This window comes from Microbacterium suaedae (genome assembly GCF_003254645.1).
GTDB lineage: Bacteria > Actinomycetota > Actinomycetes > Actinomycetales > Microbacteriaceae > Microbacterium > Microbacterium suaedae.
The window spans coordinates 24501-40771 of sequence record NZ_PNFD01000007.1 but is presented as its reverse complement, the minus strand read 5'-3'; the positions used below and the strand labels follow the sequence as shown (position 1 = coordinate 40771).

13 protein-coding genes and 3 tRNA genes are annotated in these 16271 nt (G+C 68.6%); 12 read left to right on the top strand and 4 right to left on the bottom strand.

The features are described from left to right. The first annotated feature begins 57 nt into the window (after positions 1–57). The 6 genes from C0012_RS15170 to C0012_RS15145 all read left to right on the top strand — a co-directional run bounded on the left by C0012_RS15170 (position 58) and on the right by C0012_RS15145 (position 8108). Positions 58–1641, top strand: coding sequence for a peptidoglycan DD-metalloendopeptidase family protein (locus C0012_RS15170; RefSeq protein WP_162621967.1), 1584 nt, complete (start codon positions 58–60; stop codon positions 1639–1641). Between the two features lie 416 nt (positions 1642–2057). Continuing rightward, positions 2058–3821, top strand: a complete 1764-nt coding sequence (locus C0012_RS15165) for a BCCT family transporter (protein WP_110590575.1) — start codon at positions 2058–2060, stop codon at positions 3819–3821. A gap of 116 nt (positions 3822–3937) precedes the next feature. After that, the gene (locus C0012_RS15160) at positions 3938–4354 is read left to right on the top strand and encodes a DUF2255 family protein (protein WP_110590542.1); all 417 of its coding nucleotides are present in this window, start codon (positions 3938–3940) and stop codon (positions 4352–4354) included. 43 nt (positions 4355–4397) lie between these two features. After that, positions 4398–5924, top strand: coding sequence for an MmgE/PrpD family protein (locus C0012_RS15155; RefSeq protein WP_110590543.1), 1527 nt, complete (start codon positions 4398–4400; stop codon positions 5922–5924). Between the two features lie 130 nt (positions 5925–6054). Further along, positions 6055–6954, top strand: a complete 900-nt coding sequence (prpB, locus tag C0012_RS15150) for a methylisocitrate lyase (protein WP_110590544.1) — start codon at positions 6055–6057, stop codon at positions 6952–6954. 26 nt (positions 6955–6980) lie between these two features. After that, positions 6981–8108, top strand: coding sequence for a bifunctional 2-methylcitrate synthase/citrate synthase (locus tag C0012_RS15145; RefSeq protein ID WP_110590545.1), 1128 nt, complete (start codon positions 6981–6983; stop codon positions 8106–8108). A gap of 298 nt (positions 8109–8406) precedes the next feature. On the opposite strand, the gene C0012_RS15140 is transcribed toward C0012_RS15145, so the two are convergent. The 3 genes from C0012_RS15140 to C0012_RS15130 form a co-directional block, all read right to left on the bottom strand. Beyond that, positions 8407–8479, bottom strand: a tRNA-Phe gene (locus C0012_RS15140). A 67-nt stretch (positions 8480–8546) separates the two neighbouring features. Continuing rightward, a tRNA-Asp gene (locus tag C0012_RS15135) sits at positions 8547–8620 on the bottom strand. A 40-nt stretch (positions 8621–8660) separates the two neighbouring features. Continuing rightward, positions 8661–8733, bottom strand: a tRNA-Glu gene (locus C0012_RS15130). Positions 8734–8927: 194 nt separating this feature from the next. On the opposite strand from C0012_RS15130, the gene C0012_RS15125 reads away from it, so the two are divergent. Beyond that, on the top strand, positions 8928–10403 hold the full coding sequence (locus tag C0012_RS15125; RefSeq protein ID WP_110590576.1) for a M23 family metallopeptidase: 1476 nt from the start codon (positions 8928–8930) through the stop codon (positions 10401–10403). Positions 10404–10474: 71 nt separating this feature from the next. Here C0012_RS15125 and C0012_RS15120 read toward each other — a convergent pair whose 3' ends face one another. Beyond that, positions 10475–11011, bottom strand: coding sequence for an inorganic diphosphatase (locus C0012_RS15120; RefSeq protein WP_110590546.1), 537 nt, complete (start codon positions 11009–11011; stop codon positions 10475–10477). 102 nt (positions 11012–11113) lie between these two features. Between C0012_RS15120 and tilS the strand changes: the two genes are divergently transcribed. From tilS to folP, 5 genes are all read left to right on the top strand, one after another. Further along, positions 11114–12100 (top strand): tRNA lysidine(34) synthetase TilS, encoded by a 987-nt coding sequence (tilS, locus tag C0012_RS15115; protein ID WP_110590547.1) that lies wholly within the window; start codon positions 11114–11116, stop codon positions 12098–12100. A 27-nt stretch (positions 12101–12127) separates the two neighbouring features. Continuing rightward, a complete protein-coding gene (gene hpt, locus C0012_RS15110) occupies positions 12128–12679 on the top strand; it encodes a hypoxanthine phosphoribosyltransferase (RefSeq protein ID WP_110590548.1) in 552 nt (183 codons plus the stop codon). Between the two features lie 131 nt (positions 12680–12810). Then, positions 12811–14820 carry an ATP-dependent zinc metalloprotease FtsH gene (gene ftsH / locus C0012_RS15105; RefSeq protein ID WP_110590549.1) on the top strand — a complete coding sequence of 670 codons (2010 nt, stop codon included), beginning with the start codon at positions 12811–12813 and terminating at the stop codon, positions 14818–14820. Between the two features lie 14 nt (positions 14821–14834). Further along, positions 14835–15467 (top strand): GTP cyclohydrolase I, encoded by a 633-nt coding sequence (gene folE, locus C0012_RS15100; RefSeq protein WP_110590550.1) that lies wholly within the window; start codon positions 14835–14837, stop codon positions 15465–15467. Then, positions 15464–16255, top strand: coding sequence for a dihydropteroate synthase (folP, locus tag C0012_RS15095; protein ID WP_110590551.1), 792 nt, complete (start codon positions 15464–15466; stop codon positions 16253–16255). The genes folE and folP overlap by 4 nt, the downstream gene beginning before the upstream one ends. Positions 16256–16271 lie beyond the last annotated feature (16 nt).

Here is a 16271-nt window from a genome sequence, read left to right as displayed (position 1 = left end):
GGGGAGGAGTCAGCGATGGCGTCACCACGAGGGGAACGGGCCGAATCGAGGCGGCGCGTGTCGCGCGTCATCGGCGCCATCGGCCTTTTGGCCGGCATGTGCGTGGCGGCCGCCTTCACGTCGTCGACCGCCGACATCGCGGTTCCGAACGCCTCGGCGCTCGTTGGTACATCGACGTTCGTGCCCGCTAACCCGGCCCCGAAGCTGGTCGCCGATGCTGTCGCGCACGCGGAGGACACCCACGCCGGTGTCGACGACGACGACGCGGCCGCGAGCATCGCCGAGCTCGCGCACAGCACCTACGCCGCGTCGACGAAGGAGGAACTCGAGGAGATCCGCCGCGAGGCGCGCGAGGAACTCATCGACCAGGCGCGCGCCGAGGGGCTTCCCCTCGGCGCGGATACGCTTCCCGGGGAGGGAAGCCTCGGCCCGGTCGGACAGCTCGCCTGGCCTCTCGGCAACTACTGGATCAGCGACCACTTCGGCACGCGCGGGGGCGCCCACATGGGCATCGACCTCGCCGCGGGAGCGGGCGAGCCGATCGGGGCAGCTGCACCGGGCGTGGTCGTGCTGTCGAGCGAGGCCCACTTCGGATACGGCGTCGCTGTCATCATCCATCACGTCGGCGGACTGCAGACGGTGTACGGCCACATGACCCACGGCTCTCGCACGGTCCACGTCGGCGACTGGGTCGAGGCGGGCGATCACATCGGCGACGTCGGGAACACGGGGCGCAGCTTCGGAAACCACCTGCACTTCGAGGTGCGTCAGGCTGGGGTTCCGATCGATCCCTACCCGCTCCTCACCGGCGGATCCGCCGCGCCCGACGACCGTCGCCCGGGAATCCCCGCCCCGGTCCCCGCGGCGCAGCCGAAATCTCCCCCGGACCAGAAGCCGTCGGAGAAGCCGAAGCCGTCGGTGAAGCCGGAGCCGTCGGAGAAGCCGAAGCCGTCGGAGAAGCCGAAGCCGTCGGAAGAGCCGAAGGAGCCGAAGCCGGATCCGTCGCCTTCGCCTTCGGACGAACCGAAGCCCGCGCCGTCACCATCACCGTCGGAGACACCGACGCCCGAGCCGTCGGAGACGCCGGATCCGTCAGAGCCGGTTCCGTCGGAGGATTCGGCGCCGGAACCTGCCGAGGATCCAGAGCCCCAACCGACGGACACACCGAAGCCGAAGCCCGCGGAGGACCCGGCTCCGACGGAGACGCCGGAGCCGACCGTGTCGCCGCAGCCGGATCCGTCGGATGAGCCGAAGGCCGCGGACGATCCGGAGCCGGAGACAGCCGAGGCGCCGGAGCCGGAGACGGAGACGACGGACGAGCCGGACTCGACGGGCACACCGAACTCGGAGTCCGCGGAAGACTCGGAGTCGACAGAGACGCCGGAGCCGAACACGGCGGAGCAGCCGGAGGATGAATTGTCCGAAGCGCTGGACGCGGCCGAGACATCGAATTCGGAGCCAGCCACCGAGCACACACGCGAGTCCGCGAAGGTGGCCGATCCGGGCCCTGCAGAGTCGTCGCAGGAGCCCGCGCAGACGCAGGAATCGATGCCACCGGCAGAGCCAACTCTGGACCCCCAATCGATGTCTGAGCCCGCGGAGAAGACCACCGAGACCGTAGTGTCTGCAGCGACCAGCTGATCACAGGGGATTTCCTGACGTCGGAGGTGGCGGATAGGGTAGGTCGCGTGCGCGCCCCGTCCAGGGGCGCGCCCCGTTCGGAGCTGCGTCTGCGTCGCGATGCACCGTTCTCCCGCGCCGTCGCATCCGACTGGTCCGGTGATTGACGTGCGGAGGGCAACCGGCATGCGCACCGCGATATCGATCACTGTCGGTCTCGCCCCCCTGGCGACCTGAACGGAACTACGACACGATGCGATCAGCTGTGCACGACGACTGAAGGAGTGATACCCGTGAGCTCGACGACAGGGAGCGGTGAAGAAGAACCGCAGAATCCCGCCGGCGGCGTGAATGACAGCAATCCCCCGACGCTGCAGAATCCCATCAGCGGCGAGATCCTCGAGGTGGATCCCGCGATCTCCGCAGTGCCCTCACGCATGCACATCGCGGAGGACGACTCCGACGACCAGATCACCCAGAAGCTGCGGCGGCAAGGCGTGCGCATCGGCAAGGGCATGATCGCCCCGCGCGTCTTCTGGCCCGCCTTCCTCGTGATCGCGCTCGTGACAGTTCTGTCGCTCGTGTTCCCCGACGTGATGGGGTCCGCGTTCAACTCGGGCAAGGCCTGGATCGCCGACACGCTCGGCTGGTACTACATGCTCATCATCGGGCTGTTCGTGATCTTCGTGATCGTGATCGCGTTCTCGAAGCTGGGCACGATCAAACTCGGTCGCGAGGGTGACAAGCCCGAGTTCAGCATCATGGCGTGGTTCGCCATGCTGTTCTCGGCCGGTATGGGCATCGGCCTCATCTTCTACGGTGTCGGCGAGCCTGTCACCTACGCCACGATCGGCGGCAATCCGAGCTGGGACGGCACCGAGAGCGAACTCGCCGGGCTCGCGATGGCGCAGACCTTTGTCCACTGGGGTCTGCACCCCTGGGCCATCTACGCGGTCATCGGCCTCGCCCTCGCTTACGCGATCCACCGTCGCGGCCGCCCCGTCTCGATCCGCTGGGCCCTCGAGCCGCTCTTCGGAGACCGGGTCAAGGGGTGGATCGGCGACGTCATCGACATCCTCGCCATCTTCGGGACCGTCTTCGGCGTCGCGACGTCGCTCGGCCTCGGCGTGCAGCAGATCGCCTCGGGCATGCAGGCGATCGGCGTCGTCGAATCGACCGACACCTGGCTGCTCGTCGCCCTGATCGCAGGAATCACCCTGCTCGCCACCATCTCGGTCGTCAGTGGCCTCGGTGCGGGCATCAAGTGGCTGTCGAACATCAACCTCTCGCTCGCCGGCGTCCTGCTGGTCGCGATGCTGCTGCTCGGCCCGACGCTGTTCCTGCTGCGTACGTTCGTCGAGTCGCTCGGCGTATACCTCGCGAACGTGTTCCACATGACGCTCGACGTCGGCGCCTTCGCCGGTGAGGACACGCACGCGTGGCTGTCGGGCTGGACGCTCTTCTACTGGGGCTGGTGGATCGCGTGGGCGCCGTTCGTCGGCGTCTTCATCGCGCGCATCTCGCGCGGCCGCACGGTGCGTCAGTTCATCGCGGGCGTGCTGCTCGTCCCCACCGTCGTCGGGTTCTTCTGGTTCTCGGTCATGGGCGGCTCGGGCATCTTCCGTCAGTTCTACGGCGAAGCAGATCTGGTGCAGGACGGGGCCGTCTCCGCCGAGGGATCCCTGTTCACGGTTCTCGGCGACCTGCCGCTCGGCAACATCCTGTCGGTCATGGCGATCATCATCGTCGCGATCTTCTTCATCACCTCGTCCGACTCCGGCTCGCTCGTCGTCGACATGCTCGCCTCCGGCGGGCACCCGAACCCGCCCGTCTGGTCGCGCGTGCTGTGGGCGGTTCTCGAGGGCGTCCTCGCGCTCGGCCTTCTGCTCGCGGGAGGATCCGATGCGCTGAGTGCGCTGCAGGCGGGATCCCTCCTGACGGCTCTGCCCTTCAGCGTGATCATGATCCTCATGGCTATCGCCCTCGTGAAGGCGCTGAGATACGAGCATCGCCAGATCGAGCACGATCAGTCCGTCGAGCGCCTCGAACGGCTCACGGAGTTCGTGGCCGACGAGATGTCGAACAGCTTCTCGGAGAACCCCGAGCTGCAGGAGTACGTCGACGATCGCATCGACTACCGGATCTCGCGCACGCGCGGTCTGCGGCGCCCGGGTACTCGCGGAAGCCGCGGAACCGAGTAGGAACCTCCGCAGTCACGAATGCCCCGGATGCGTCCGGGGCATTCGTGTGTTCGGCGGGCCGTCGGCATTCTTCGGCACGCCGCCCCTGGCCGGTCGCCTCGCGATATCGTCGCGGTATGGCATTCGAGCACGTGGTGAAGCTGCTGGACGAGACCAAGGTCGTGGCCGTCGTGACGACGCGGAAGAACGGCGAGCCTGCGGCGACGGCGATCTGGTCCATGGTCGTCGACGGCGTCCCCTACATCCGCTCGGCCTACGGCGACTCGTCGTGGTGGTACCGGCACGTCATCGCAGGGCGGCCCGTCGCGTTCGTCGACGGCGATGGCAGCCTCGCCGAGAGCGACCGCGCCGCGGCGCTCGAACTGCCCCGCGTCGACGTCACGCTGGCCCCGGTTCCTGCCGAAGATCCGGTGCAGACGCGCATCGACGCTGAGATCGAGCGCAAGTACGAGGGATCCCTGGCGTCGTCGATCGCCGCGATGCTCAGCGCCGAGGCGATCGACTGCACCTTCCGCGTCGAGCCCGCGGTCTGACCCGCCCCGTGACACCCCGCACGACGACGTGGAAGGATCCCCGATGACCGTCTCGCATCCCGTTCGCACCTACCGCAGCGATGAGAGCCTGCCCCGCGAGGAGCAGCTGGCCTGGAAGATCGCGCAGGTCGCGGTAGATCCCGTCGCCGTCGATGACGAGGTCGCCGACATGGTGATCAACCGCGTGATCGACAACGCGGCCGTCGCGGCAGCGTCCCTCACCCGCGGGCCCGTCTCGGCCGCCCGCGCGCAGGCGCTGGACCACTTCGTCTCGCGCGGCGGCGACGGATCCACGGTGTTCGGCTGCGTGCTCGGCACCAGGACGAGCCCCGAATGGGCGGCGTGGGCCAACGGCGTCGCCGTGCGCGAGCTCGACTACCACGACACCTTCCTCGCGGCGGAGTACTCGCATCCCGGCGACAACATCCCGCCGATCCTCGCGGTCGCCCAGCACGTCGGATCCGACGGAGCGGCTCTCGTGCGGGGCATCGCGACGGGGTACGAGATCCAGATGGATCTCGTGCGCGCCATCAGCCTGCACAAGCACAAGATCGATCACGTCGCGCACCTCGGGCCGAGCGCCGCTGCGGGCATCGGAACGATGCTCGGGCTCGACGCCGAGACGATCTTCCAGGCCGTGTCGCAGGGGCTGCACACGACGACCGCAACCCGGCAGTCGCGCAAGGGCGAGATCTCGACGTGGAAGGCACACGCACCGGCGTTCGCCGGGAAGATGGCAATCGAGGCCGTCGACCGGGCGATGCGCGGTCAGACGTCGCCGGCGCCGATCTACGAGGGCGAGGATGGCGTGATCGCCTGGCTGCTCGACGGGCCGGACGGGCGGTACGAGGTGCCGCTTCCGGCGCCGGGGGAGGCGAAGCGGGCGATCCTCGATTCGTACACGAAGGAGCACTCGGCCGAGTACCAGGCGCAGGCGTGGATCGACCTCGCCCGCCGGCTCGGCACCGAGCGGCCCGAGCTGCGGGATCCCGCGAACGTCGAATCCGTCGTGCTGCACACATCGCATCACACGCACGTCGTCATCGGATCCGGGTCGAACGATCCGCAGAAGTACTCGCCCGACGCATCGCGCGAGACGCTCGACCACTCGATCCCGTATATCTTCACCGTCGCACTGCAGGACGGCGGGTGGCACCACGTCGACTCGTACGCACCCGAGCGGGCCGCGCGCCCCGACACGGTCGCGCTGTGGCGCAAGGTCACCACGGCGCTCGACGAGGAGTGGACGCGCCGGTACCACTCGGAGGATCCCGACGAGAAGGCCTTCGGCGGACGCGTCGAGATCACTCTGACCGATGGATCCACCGTCACCGCCGAGATCGCGGTCGCGGACGCGCATCCCCTCGGCGCACGCCCCTTCGCTCGCGCGAACTACGTCGAGAAGTTCCGCCTGCTCGCGGCGGACGTGCTGAGCCCCGACGAGATCGAGCGCTTCCTCGGCCTCGCCGAGCGCCTGCCCGAGCTGAGCGCCGCCGAGGTCGCCGAACTGTCGATCGTCGCGAACCCGGGCGTTCTCGACGCCGCCCCGAGCCCGCGAGGGCTGTTCTGATGGGCACCACCCACTGCACAACGACGCCAATTTTTTGCGGACTCCGCCGCGGGCCCGCGGAAAGCCGGGCCTCGGGCGTCGGCCGAGCCCAGAATTGGCGTCGTTGTGTATCGGGGGAGGGAGTGAACTGATGCTGCACGCACAGACTCCGCCGCATGAGAAGCGGCGGCTGCTTCGCGAGAGGTTGACGTCGGGGGAGCTGCTGCGGTTTCCCGGTGCGTTCAATCCCCTCTCGGCGCGGCTGATCGAGCGCAAGGGCTTCGACGGCGTCTACATCTCGGGCGCCGTGCTCTCCGCCGATCTGGGACTGCCCGATATCGGCCTCACGACCCTCACCGAGGTCGCTGCCCGCGCCGCGCAGATCGCCCGCGTGACGGAGCTGCCGGCGATCGTCGACGCCGACACGGGCTTCGGCGAGCCGATGAACGTCGCCCGCACGATCCAGATCCTCGAAGACGCGGGCCTTGCGGGGTGCCACATCGAAGACCAGGTCAACCCGAAGCGGTGCGGTCATCTCGACGGCAAGGAGGTCGTGGATGAGCCCACGGCCCTCGGGCGGATCCGCGCCGCGGTCGATGCGCGCCGCGACGAGAATTTCCTCATCATGGCCCGCACCGACATCCGCGCCGTCGCCGGACTCGACGCGGCGATCGACCGGATCCGGAAGCTCGTCGAAGCCGGAGCCGACGCGATCTTCCCGGAGGCGATGCGCGATCTCGACGAGTTCCGCGCCGTGACGGACGCCGTCGACGTGCCGGTGCTGGCCAACATGACCGAGTTCGGCAAGAGCGAGCTGTTCACGACCGGCCAGCTGCGCGAGGCGGGGATCCGCATGGTGATCTGGCCGGTCTCGCTGCTGCGGATGGCGATGGGAGCCGCCGAGCGCGCTCTCGACACGCTTGAGACGGAGGGAAACCTCGTCTCGCAGCTGGGATCCATGCAGCACCGCGCCGAGCTCTACGACCTCATCGACTACGAGGGATACAGCCGTTTCGACGCGGGTGTCTTCGACTTCACGATCGAGAAGTGACCACCTCTGGGCAAGGGAGCATCAGAATGACGGATGACATCAGGAAGGGCCTCGCCGGCGTCGTCGTCGATGAGACCGCGATCAGCAAGGTGAACCCCGACACGAACAGCCTGCTCTACCGCGGCTATCCCGTGCAGGAGCTCGCGGCGACCCAGCCGTTCGAGGCCGTCGCGCACCTGCTGTGGCGTGGCGAGCTCCCGACCGAGGACGAGCTCGCCGAGTTTGTGAAGCTGGAGCGCTCGCTGCGTCCTCTCGACGACCGGACGGTCGCTCTGCTCGAGACGATTCCCGGTGAGGCACACCCCATGGACATCGTGCGCACGGTGGTGAGCCAGCTCGGCACCTTCGACGACACGCTGCACCGCCCCGGCGGATGGACGGATCGCGAACTCGACTTCGGCCGTGCCGTCTACCTCTTCGCACAGTTGCCGACGATCGTGGCGGCGGTTCAGCGCCGCCGTCGTGGTCTTGAACCGATCCCGCCGCGCGACGACCTCGACTACTCGCGCAACTTCCTGTGGATGACGTTCGGCGAGGATCCGGATGCGGTTGTCGTCGACGCCTTCAACCGGTCGATGATCCTCTATGCCGAGCACTCGTTCAACGCTTCGACGTTCACGGCGCGGGTCATCGCCTCGACGACGTCCGACCTCTATTCGGCGGTCGTCGGGGCGATCGGAGCGCTGAAGGGGCCGCTGCACGGCGGCGCGAACGAGGCCGTCATGCACGTGTTCGACGAGATCGGCGACGCCGAGAACGTTGTGACGTGGCTCGACGAGGCGCTCTCCGCGAAGCGGAAGGTCATGGGGTTCGGTCACCGCGTGTACAAGAACGGCGACTCGCGCGTGCCGACGATGAAGGCGGCTCTCGACACGCTCGTGGACCATTTCGACCGACCCGATGTCGCGGCACTCTACGACGCGCTCGAGAGCGAGTTCGTCTCGCGCAAGGGGATCTACCCGAACCTCGACTACCCGTCCGGCCCGGCATACAACCTGATGGGCTTCGACACCGAGATGTTCACGCCCCTGTTCATCGCCGCCCGCGTGACCGGGTGGACGGCGCACATCATGGAGCAGCAGGCGTCAAACGCGCTGATCCGCCCCCTCTCGGCCTACAACGGCCCCGACGAGCGCCACGTCTCCGCCGGCTGAGTGCCTTCGCGCCGTTGGCGGGGCTTTGAGGGGCGCGGAGGCACTCGGGAGGGAGGGCGAGCCCGCTCCTGGACGCGTGAGGTCGGACATACCGCACGTGGCTCAGCCGGTCGGCGTCTTCGATGCGAGGGAGCCTGTCGCGGGATGGCGTCTGGCGTCGCGATCCTCCGGTAGGTCCCGGCGGGTGTCGGGTGGTCGTTTCTCGCGCCGAGAGTGACCGTTCGGCACCCGCGGCGGGCGTACGCGCCCCCGGGAACGAAAGAACCCCCGCGATGTAGAAGCTACGCGGGGGTTCTAGTGGCTCCGACCGGCGTCGATCCGGTGACCTTTCGATTTTCAGTCGAACGCTCTACCAACTGAGCTACAGAGCCTCGCGGCCAGTGAACTCGCCGCGTCCTACACGAAGAGCCTTCTCGAAAGAAGGCCCATCGCTCAGAGCGACCCTGACGGGACTTGAACCCGCGACCTCCGCCGTGACAGGGCGGCACGCTAACCAACTGCGCTACAGGGCCATTGTGCTTGACGCACGATTTTCAATTGTATCAGCTTGCGTGACCCCAACGGGATTCGAACCCGTGCTACCGGCGTGAAAGGCCGGCGTCCTAGGCCGCTAAACGATGGGGCCGTGGGGCGAACCCGGGGGCTCACGTGCCAACTGTTCAATCTTACGCACGGCCGATCCCGATTCGCAAAATCGTGGCGCGCCCTTCGCCCCTCGGGCGTGTCGGCCGGGCATGATGGGCGCGTTTGCGCGTGTGTGAGGGGATCTGAGGAGATTGGTCTGTTGAGTTTGTGGCAGGTGTTGTTACTGTGACACGTGTGAAAAAGCTCCCCCAGGCCTTCGCGCGCGAACAGGCCGCGCAGGATCCGTGCGACTGCGCGCCCACGGCTGAGGAGCGTCGCGGGTTCCAGGCATCCATCACGCGGCGCGGTGCGTTCGCGGCGGGTGCGGTCGGTGTCGTTGCACTCGGCGTCTTCGGGGCGATCGGCGGATCCTCCTCCGCCTCCGCGATCACGTACGACCCGGACAACTACCCCTCGTGGGGCGACGTCGAGCGGGCGAAGGCCAGCGAGTCGGCGAAGGCCTCGGAGATCTCGCGCATCGAAGCGCACATCTCCGAGCTGAAGGCCGCCGTTGCGGCCGCGCAGAAAGCGGCCGAGAGCGCGGCCGATGAGTACTACGAAGCGCAGCAAGAGTACTTCGAGGCCGCCTACCGCGCCGACGAGCTGCAGTCGCAGGCCGATGAGCAGGCAGAGAAGGCCACGGCCGCCGCCGCGGCGGCCGCGAAGGTCGCCTCCCAGCTCTCGCGCACGGGTGGCGAAAGCACCCCCTACGAACTTCTGTTCGCCGAGTCGGCCGACGATGCCGACGAACTGCTGTCGAAGCTGGGGCAGCTCGACAAGCTCGCCGAGCGCAACGAGTCGGTCTACGCCGACGCAGTCGCGGCTCGTGATTCGGCGCGGCACCTCACCGACCAGGCGGAAGAGGCCCGTAAGGAGCGCGACCGCCTTCAGAAAGTCGCCGAGGAGAAGATGGTCGCGGCGCAGGAGGCGCAGGCCGTCGCCGAGCAGACTCTCGTCGACCAGCAGGATCACCTCAGCACGCTCGAGCAGCAGCTCGCCGCTCTCAAGGACAGCACCGACAAGACGGTCAGCGAGTACCGAGAGGGCGAAGAGAAGCGGAAGGCGTGGGAAGCGGAGCAGCGGCGCCTGGCAGAGGAGAGGCGCCGCAAGGAAGCGGAGCGTCTCCGTCGCGAAGAAGAAGAGCGACGTAAGCGCGAGGAGGAGCAGCAGCGCGACCAGGGCGGACAGAATGACGGCGGCGGCGGAACGCCAGCCTCACCGCAACCCGCGCCCTCGCAGCCCTCCACGCCATCGAGCGGTTGGGTGCGTCCGTCGGGTGGCGGCCGCACCTCCGGGTACGGGTGGCGCACCCAGCAGTGCGGCGCGTCGTACTGCTCGAGCTCGTTCCACGCGGGGGTCGATCTCGCGGCCGGATGCGGTGCCGGGATCTACGCCGCCTCCTCTGGGACGGTTGAATACGCCGGAAGGAACGGCGGCTACGGCAACTACATCCGCATCAACCACGGCGGCGGCATCGGCACGGGCTACGCGCACATCGTCGATGGCGGCATCGCCGTCGGCTACGGCCAGTACGTGCAGGCTGGCCAGCTCATCGCCTACGAAGGCAACACCGGCAACTCGTTCGGCTGCCACCTGCACTTCGAGGTGTACGTGGGTGGCCCGACGGTCAACCCGATCGACTTCATGGCGGGCAAGGGCATCTGGGTCTGACGCGCAGCCGAAAATGAAATGAGGCTCCCGGATCCGAGCGGATCCGGGAGCCTCATTCGCGACAGCCGTCGTCAGTCGCGGGAATCGGGGAACTCGCCCTCGCCCTGCGTCTTGGTCTTGCCTTCCTCCGCCTCGAAGCGCTCCTGCGCCTCCTTGACGAGGCGCTCGGCCTCGGCCGCGTTCGCCCACTCGTCGACCTTGACCCACTTGTTGGGCTCGAGGTCCTTGTAGTGCTCGAAGAAGTGCGCGATCTCCTTGCGGGTGTACTCCTGGAGGTCGCCGACGTCCTGGATGTGCTCCCAGCGCGGGTCCTTCGCGAGCACCGCGATGACCTTGTCGTCGCCGCCGGCCTCGTCGCTCATCTTCAGCACGCCCACGGGGCGAACGCTCGCGCCGACGCCGGGGAACACCGAGTGGTCCATGACGACGAGCACGTCGAGCGGGTCGCCGTCCTCGCCGAGCGTGTTCTCGAAGAATCCGTAGTCCGTCGGGTAGCCGAACGTCGTGTAGAGCACGCGGTCGAGGAACACGCGGCCCGTGCCGTGGTCGACCTCGTACTTCACGCGGCTGCCCCGCGGGATCTCGATGACTGCGTCGTACGCGCCCATACCTGTTTCGCTCCTTGAAAATCCGATGAGGTTCGCCGACAACCCTAATCTGCTGAGGCGGCCTCTGAGGGACCGTGGCCGCGCCGCGACTACGGTGGAGACGTGCTCGATCCCGTCATCGCCGCCGTCCGCCGTGCCGTTCGCGAGAGCCTCGCCCCGTTCGAGTCCTCGGGTGCGACCGTGCTCGTCGCGCTCTCCGGGGGTCCCGATTCGCTCGCGCTGGCGGCGGCCGCCGCGTTCGAAGGGCCGCGCCTCGGCCTCGAGGTGCGCACGGTGACGGTGGACCACGGGCTGCAGAGCGGATCCGACGAGGTCGCCGCGCGCGCGGCGCAGCAGGCGTCCGAGCTCGGGGCCTCCGACGCCCGCATCGCGCGGGTCACCGTCGACGGCGAGGGCGGCCCCGAGGCTGCCGCGCGGGATGCCCGCCACGCGGCGCTCCGGTCGGCGGCCGCCGATGCGGGGGCCGTCGCGATCCTCCTCGGCCACACTCTCGACGACCAGGCCGAGACGGTCCTCCTCGGTCTCGCGCGTGGCGCGGGAGCCGCCAGCCTGCAGGGCATGTCGCCGCGCCTTCTCGACGACCGTGGGCTCGCCTGGATCCGCCCCCTCCTCGGCATCCGCCGCGCGGAGACGCGCGCGTTCTGCGTCGCATCGGGGATCGACGCGTGGGCGGATCCCCACAACGCCGACGAGCGCTTCGCCCGGGTGCGCGTCCGCGAGCGCGTGCTGCCCACGCTCGAAACCGAGATCGGCCCGGGCATCGCCGACGCGCTCGCGCGCACGGCCGAGCAGCTGCGCGAGGACAACGACGCCTTCGCCGCGATGATCGACGAGATCATCGAGGACATCGTCGAGCACGCTGAGGCCGGGATCGCGGTCTCCGTCGCGGCCCTGCAATCGAATCCGGCGGCGCTGCGGCACCGCGTCATCCGCCACGTCGTGCAGAGCGAGTTCGGGTCGTCCCTGACCCGCGTGCAGACGCTGGAGGTCGCCCGTCTCGCCACGGAGTGGCACGGGCAGGGGCCGATCGACCTCCCGTCCTGCCGGGCCTCTCGCACGGGCGGGCGGATCGTGTTCACGGCGCGCTGACACCGCGCGCGCAATAGGCTGGGCGATATGCGCGCCGCAGACATCTCGAACGACCTCGACCGCGTCCTCGTCACCGACGAGCAGATCCAAGAGAAGCTCGCCGAGCTCGCGGCTCGCGTCGACGCCGACTATGCGGGCAAGGACATCCTCCTCGTCGGCGTTCTCAAGGGCGCCATCATGGTCATGGCCGATGTTGCCCGGCACCTCACGATCGACGCCCCCATGGACTGGATGGCCGTCTCGAGCTACGGATCCTCGACGAAGTCGAGCGGCGTCGTGCAGATCCGTAAGGACCTCGACACCCCGCTCGAGGGAAAGCACGTCCTCGTCGTCGAGGACATCATCGACTCCGGCCTCACCCTGCACTGGCTGCTCGAGCACTTCGCGACCCGCGGCGCCGCCTCGATCGAGGTGCTCACCGCGTTCCGCAAGCCCGACGCGATGAAGGTCGAGATCGACGCGAAGTACGTCGGCTTCGACATCCCCAATGACTTCGTCATCGGCTACGGCCTCGACTACGCAGAGCGCTACCGCGGCCTCCGCGACGTGGCCGTCCTCGCGCCCCACGTGTACTCGTAGGCGCACAGCCCGCATTCCGCCGTCGGCGAATCACAGAGCGGGCATAGACACCGGCCGGTAGCCTGAAACGAACTGCGCCAGGGCTCTGCCCGCGCGTCGATCGTCAGGAGGAGTCGGGACACCCCCGCACCATGAACGTCAAGAAGATCTTCCGCCACCCGGTCCTGTACGTCGTGCTGATCGCGGCCGTGCTGATCGCGGGATTCTCGCTGTTCACGAGCTTCAGCGGTCCGAAGCAGATCACGACGCAGGAAGGCTTCGAGCTGCTCGAAGGCGACAGCGTCAGCTCGGTGCTCATCACCGACGGCGATCAGCGCGTCGACCTGACGCTGTCAGACGACTACGAGGGCGCGACGAACGTCCAGTTCTACTACGTGAGCGCTCGCGCTGACGCTGTGGTGGACGCGGTCGCGTCGGCCGCGCCCGAGGACGGATACGACGACGAGGTGCCGCAGGCCTCGTTCCTCGGCAGCCTGATGTCGATCATGATCCCGATCCTGCTGCTCGGGCTGCTGTTCTGGTTCCTGCTCTCGAACGCGCAGGGCGGCGGCAAGATGGCCCAGTTCGGCAAGTCGAAGGCGAAGAACGTCACGAAGGAACACCCCGACGTGACGTTCGCCGATGTCGCGGGCGCCGATGAAGCGGTCGAGGAGCTCCACGAGATCAAGGCGTTCCTCGAGGATCCGTCGAAGTTCCAGGCGCTTGGCGCGCGGATCCCCAAGGGCGTCATGCTGTACGGCCCTCCCGGCACGGGCAAGACGCTCATCGCGCGCGCCGTCGCGGGAGAAGCGGGCGTGCCGTTCTACCCGATCTCGGGATCCGACTTCGTCGAGATGTTTGTCGGCGTCGGCGCGAGCCGCGTGCGCGACCTGTTCAACCAGGCCAAGGAGAACTCGCCGGCGATCATCTTCATCGACGAGATCGATGCCGTCGGTCGCCACCGCGGCGCCGGCATGGGCGGCGGTCACGACGAGCGCGAGCAGACGCTCAACCAGATGCTCGTCGAGATGGACGGGTTCGACCCCAAGGCGAACGTCATCGTGATCGCGGCGACGAACCGCCCGGACATCCTCGACCCGGCGCTTCTGCGCCCGGGACGCTTCGACCGGCAGATCGGCGTCGACGCTCCCGATCTCAAGGGACGCCTGCAGATCCTGCAGGTGCACGGGCGCGGCAAGCCGCTCGCCGAGCACGTCGATCTCGAGGATGTCGCCCGCAAGACGCCGGGCTTCTCGGGCGCCGATCTGGCGAATGTGCTGAACGAGGCGGCGCTGCTCACGGCGCGCTCGGACGCGCAGCTGATCGACGATCGCGCGCTCGATGAGGCGATCGACCGCGTCATCGCGGGCCCGCAGCGGCGCACGCGCGTCATGAAGGACAAGGAGAAGCTCATCACGGCGTATCACGAGGGCGGACACGCTCTCGCGGCGGCGGCGATGAACTACTCGGATCCCGTGACGAAGATCACGATCCTCCCGCGCGGCAAGGCCCTGGGGTACACGATGGTGCTCCCCGTGGAGGACAAGTACTCGGTCACGCGCAACGAGCTGCAGGATCAGCTCACGTACGCGATGGGCGGGCGCGTCGCCGAGGAGATCGTGTTCCACGACCCGACGACGGGCGCCGCGAACGACATCGAGAAGGCGACGAGCATCGCCCGCAAGATGGTCACCGAGTACGGGATGACAAGTGATGTCGGCCCCGTGAAGCTGGCCGGCTCCTCCGGCGAGGTGTTCATGGGCCGAGACATGGGGCACGGCCGCGACTACTCCGACACGATGGCCGAGCGGATCGACGGCGGCGTGCGCGAGCTCATCGAGCAGGCCCACGACGAGGCCTACGAGGTGCTCAACGCGAACCGCGATGTGCTCGACCGACTGGCGCGTGAATTGCTCGAGAAGGAGACGCTCGATCACAAGCAGATCGCCGAGATCTTCCGCGATGTGAGGAAGCTCCCGGAGCGCCCGCAGTGGCTCTCGAGCAGCGAGCGCCCGGTATCGGCCGTTCCGCCGATCGACGTCCCGCACCCCGCGGCTCAGTCCGAGACGGGGCTCGCCGCGTCGACGTCCGCCGAGGGATCCGAGGCGCCGGCGAAGGGCTCCCCCGAAACCGGTGGCTCTGCCCACCCCGCGACCGCGTAGCCACAGGAGGGCGCATGGCCGTCGACACTGAGCGGGTGGCCGCTCTGACCCGCGAGCTCCTCGTCGCGATCGGCGAGGATCCCGACCGTCCCGGGCTGCGTGAGACGCCGCGCCGCGTCGCGGAGGCGACGGCGGAGCTGTATGCGGGAGTCGGCGAGGATCCGGCCGCGCCGCTCGCGCGCACGATCGACGTCGCGCAGGGGCCAGCGCCGGAGACTGCCCCGACGGGCGCCGTCCTCGTGCGTGACATCCGCTTCCGCTCGATGTGCGAGCACCATCTTCTGCCGTTCGAGGGGCGTGCCCACATCGCGTACCTGCCGGGGGAGGACGTCGTCGGTCTCGGATCCCTGGCGCGCGTGCTCGACATCGCCTCGTCCCGGCCGCAGGTGCAGGAGCGCCTGGGAGAGCAGGTCGCCGATGCGATCGCGCACGGCCTCGGCGCGAAGGGCGTGTTCGTCATGCTCGACGCCGAGCACGGCTGCATGCGCACGCGCGGTGAGAAGCGCGCCGACAGCTCGACCGTCACGGTCGCGGCGCGCGGAGAACTCGCCTCGCAGGCCGCGCGCGCAGAGATGGCCGCCTACGTGATCATCGGGGTGCAGAACGCCGCGACCGATTCCGGGCCTTCGATCCAGGGGCGCGAGTGATCGAGATCATGGGCGTCGTCAACGTGACGCCCGATTCTTTCAGCGACGGCGGTGAGCACACAGATGCGGAGACCGCCGTTGCACACGGCCGGCTACTCGCTTCGCAGGGGGCAGGGATCCTCGACATCGGCGGAGAGTCGACGCGGCCTGGCTCGCAGCCGGTCGGCGCCGAGGAAGAGCTGCGCCGCACTCTGCCGGTCGTCGCGCGCCTGGCCGACGAAGGCTATGTGGTGAGCATCGACACGTATCGCGCCGAGGTCGCGGCCCGGGCGCTCGATGCGGGGGCCCGGTACGTGAACGATGTCGCGGGCGGGCTCGCCGATTCGGACATCCTGCGCGTCGTCGCCGACTCGGAGGCGGAGCTCGTGCTCGGCCACTGGCGCGGACCTTCCGCCGATATGTACGCGGCGGCTTCGTACGAGGACATCGCGAGAGAGGTCGTCGGTGAACTGCGCGGCAGAGTCGACGCGGCGCTCGCCGCGGGCGTCGACGAGGCCCGCATCATCCTGGATCCCGGCATCGGCTTCGCGAAGACCGCCGAACAGAACTGGCGGATGCTGCACGAGCTCGACGCCGTCGTCGACGAGGGCTTCCGCGTGCTGGTCGGCACATCGCGCAAGGGGTTCCTCTCCGATGCGGTTGGCGAGGATGCCTCGCGCGAACGGCGCGATCTCGCGACCGCGGTGACGAGCGTCCTCGCGCAGCGCGCGGGCGCGTGGGGCGTGCGCGTGCACGACGTGGCATCGACGCGAGACGCGCTCGCCGTTCTCGACTCCTGGGACGCGTGAGGTGGGAGACTGCTCT

Coding starts and splice junctions, on each gene's coding strand:
- folE (WP_110590550.1), top strand. CDS start 14,835: ATGGCCGTCGACACTGAGCGGGTGGCCGCTCTGACCCGCGAGCTCCTC.
- prpB (WP_110590544.1), top strand. CDS start 6,055: ATGCTGCACGCACAGACTCCGCCGCATGAGAAGCGGCGGCTGCTTCGC.
- C0012_RS15165 (WP_110590575.1), top strand. CDS start 2,058: ATGCACATCGCGGAGGACGACTCCGACGACCAGATCACCCAGAAGCTG.
- C0012_RS15160 (WP_110590542.1), top strand. CDS start 3,938: ATGGCATTCGAGCACGTGGTGAAGCTGCTGGACGAGACCAAGGTCGTG.
- ftsH (WP_110590549.1), top strand. CDS start 12,811: ATGAACGTCAAGAAGATCTTCCGCCACCCGGTCCTGTACGTCGTGCTG.
- hpt (WP_110590548.1), top strand. CDS start 12,128: ATGCGCGCCGCAGACATCTCGAACGACCTCGACCGCGTCCTCGTCACC.
- C0012_RS15145 (WP_110590545.1), top strand. CDS start 6,981: ATGACGGATGACATCAGGAAGGGCCTCGCCGGCGTCGTCGTCGATGAG.
- C0012_RS15120 (WP_110590546.1), bottom strand. CDS start 11,011: ATGGGCGCGTACGACGCAGTCATCGAGATCCCGCGGGGCAGCCGCGTG.
- C0012_RS15155 (WP_110590543.1), top strand. CDS start 4,398: ATGACCGTCTCGCATCCCGTTCGCACCTACCGCAGCGATGAGAGCCTG.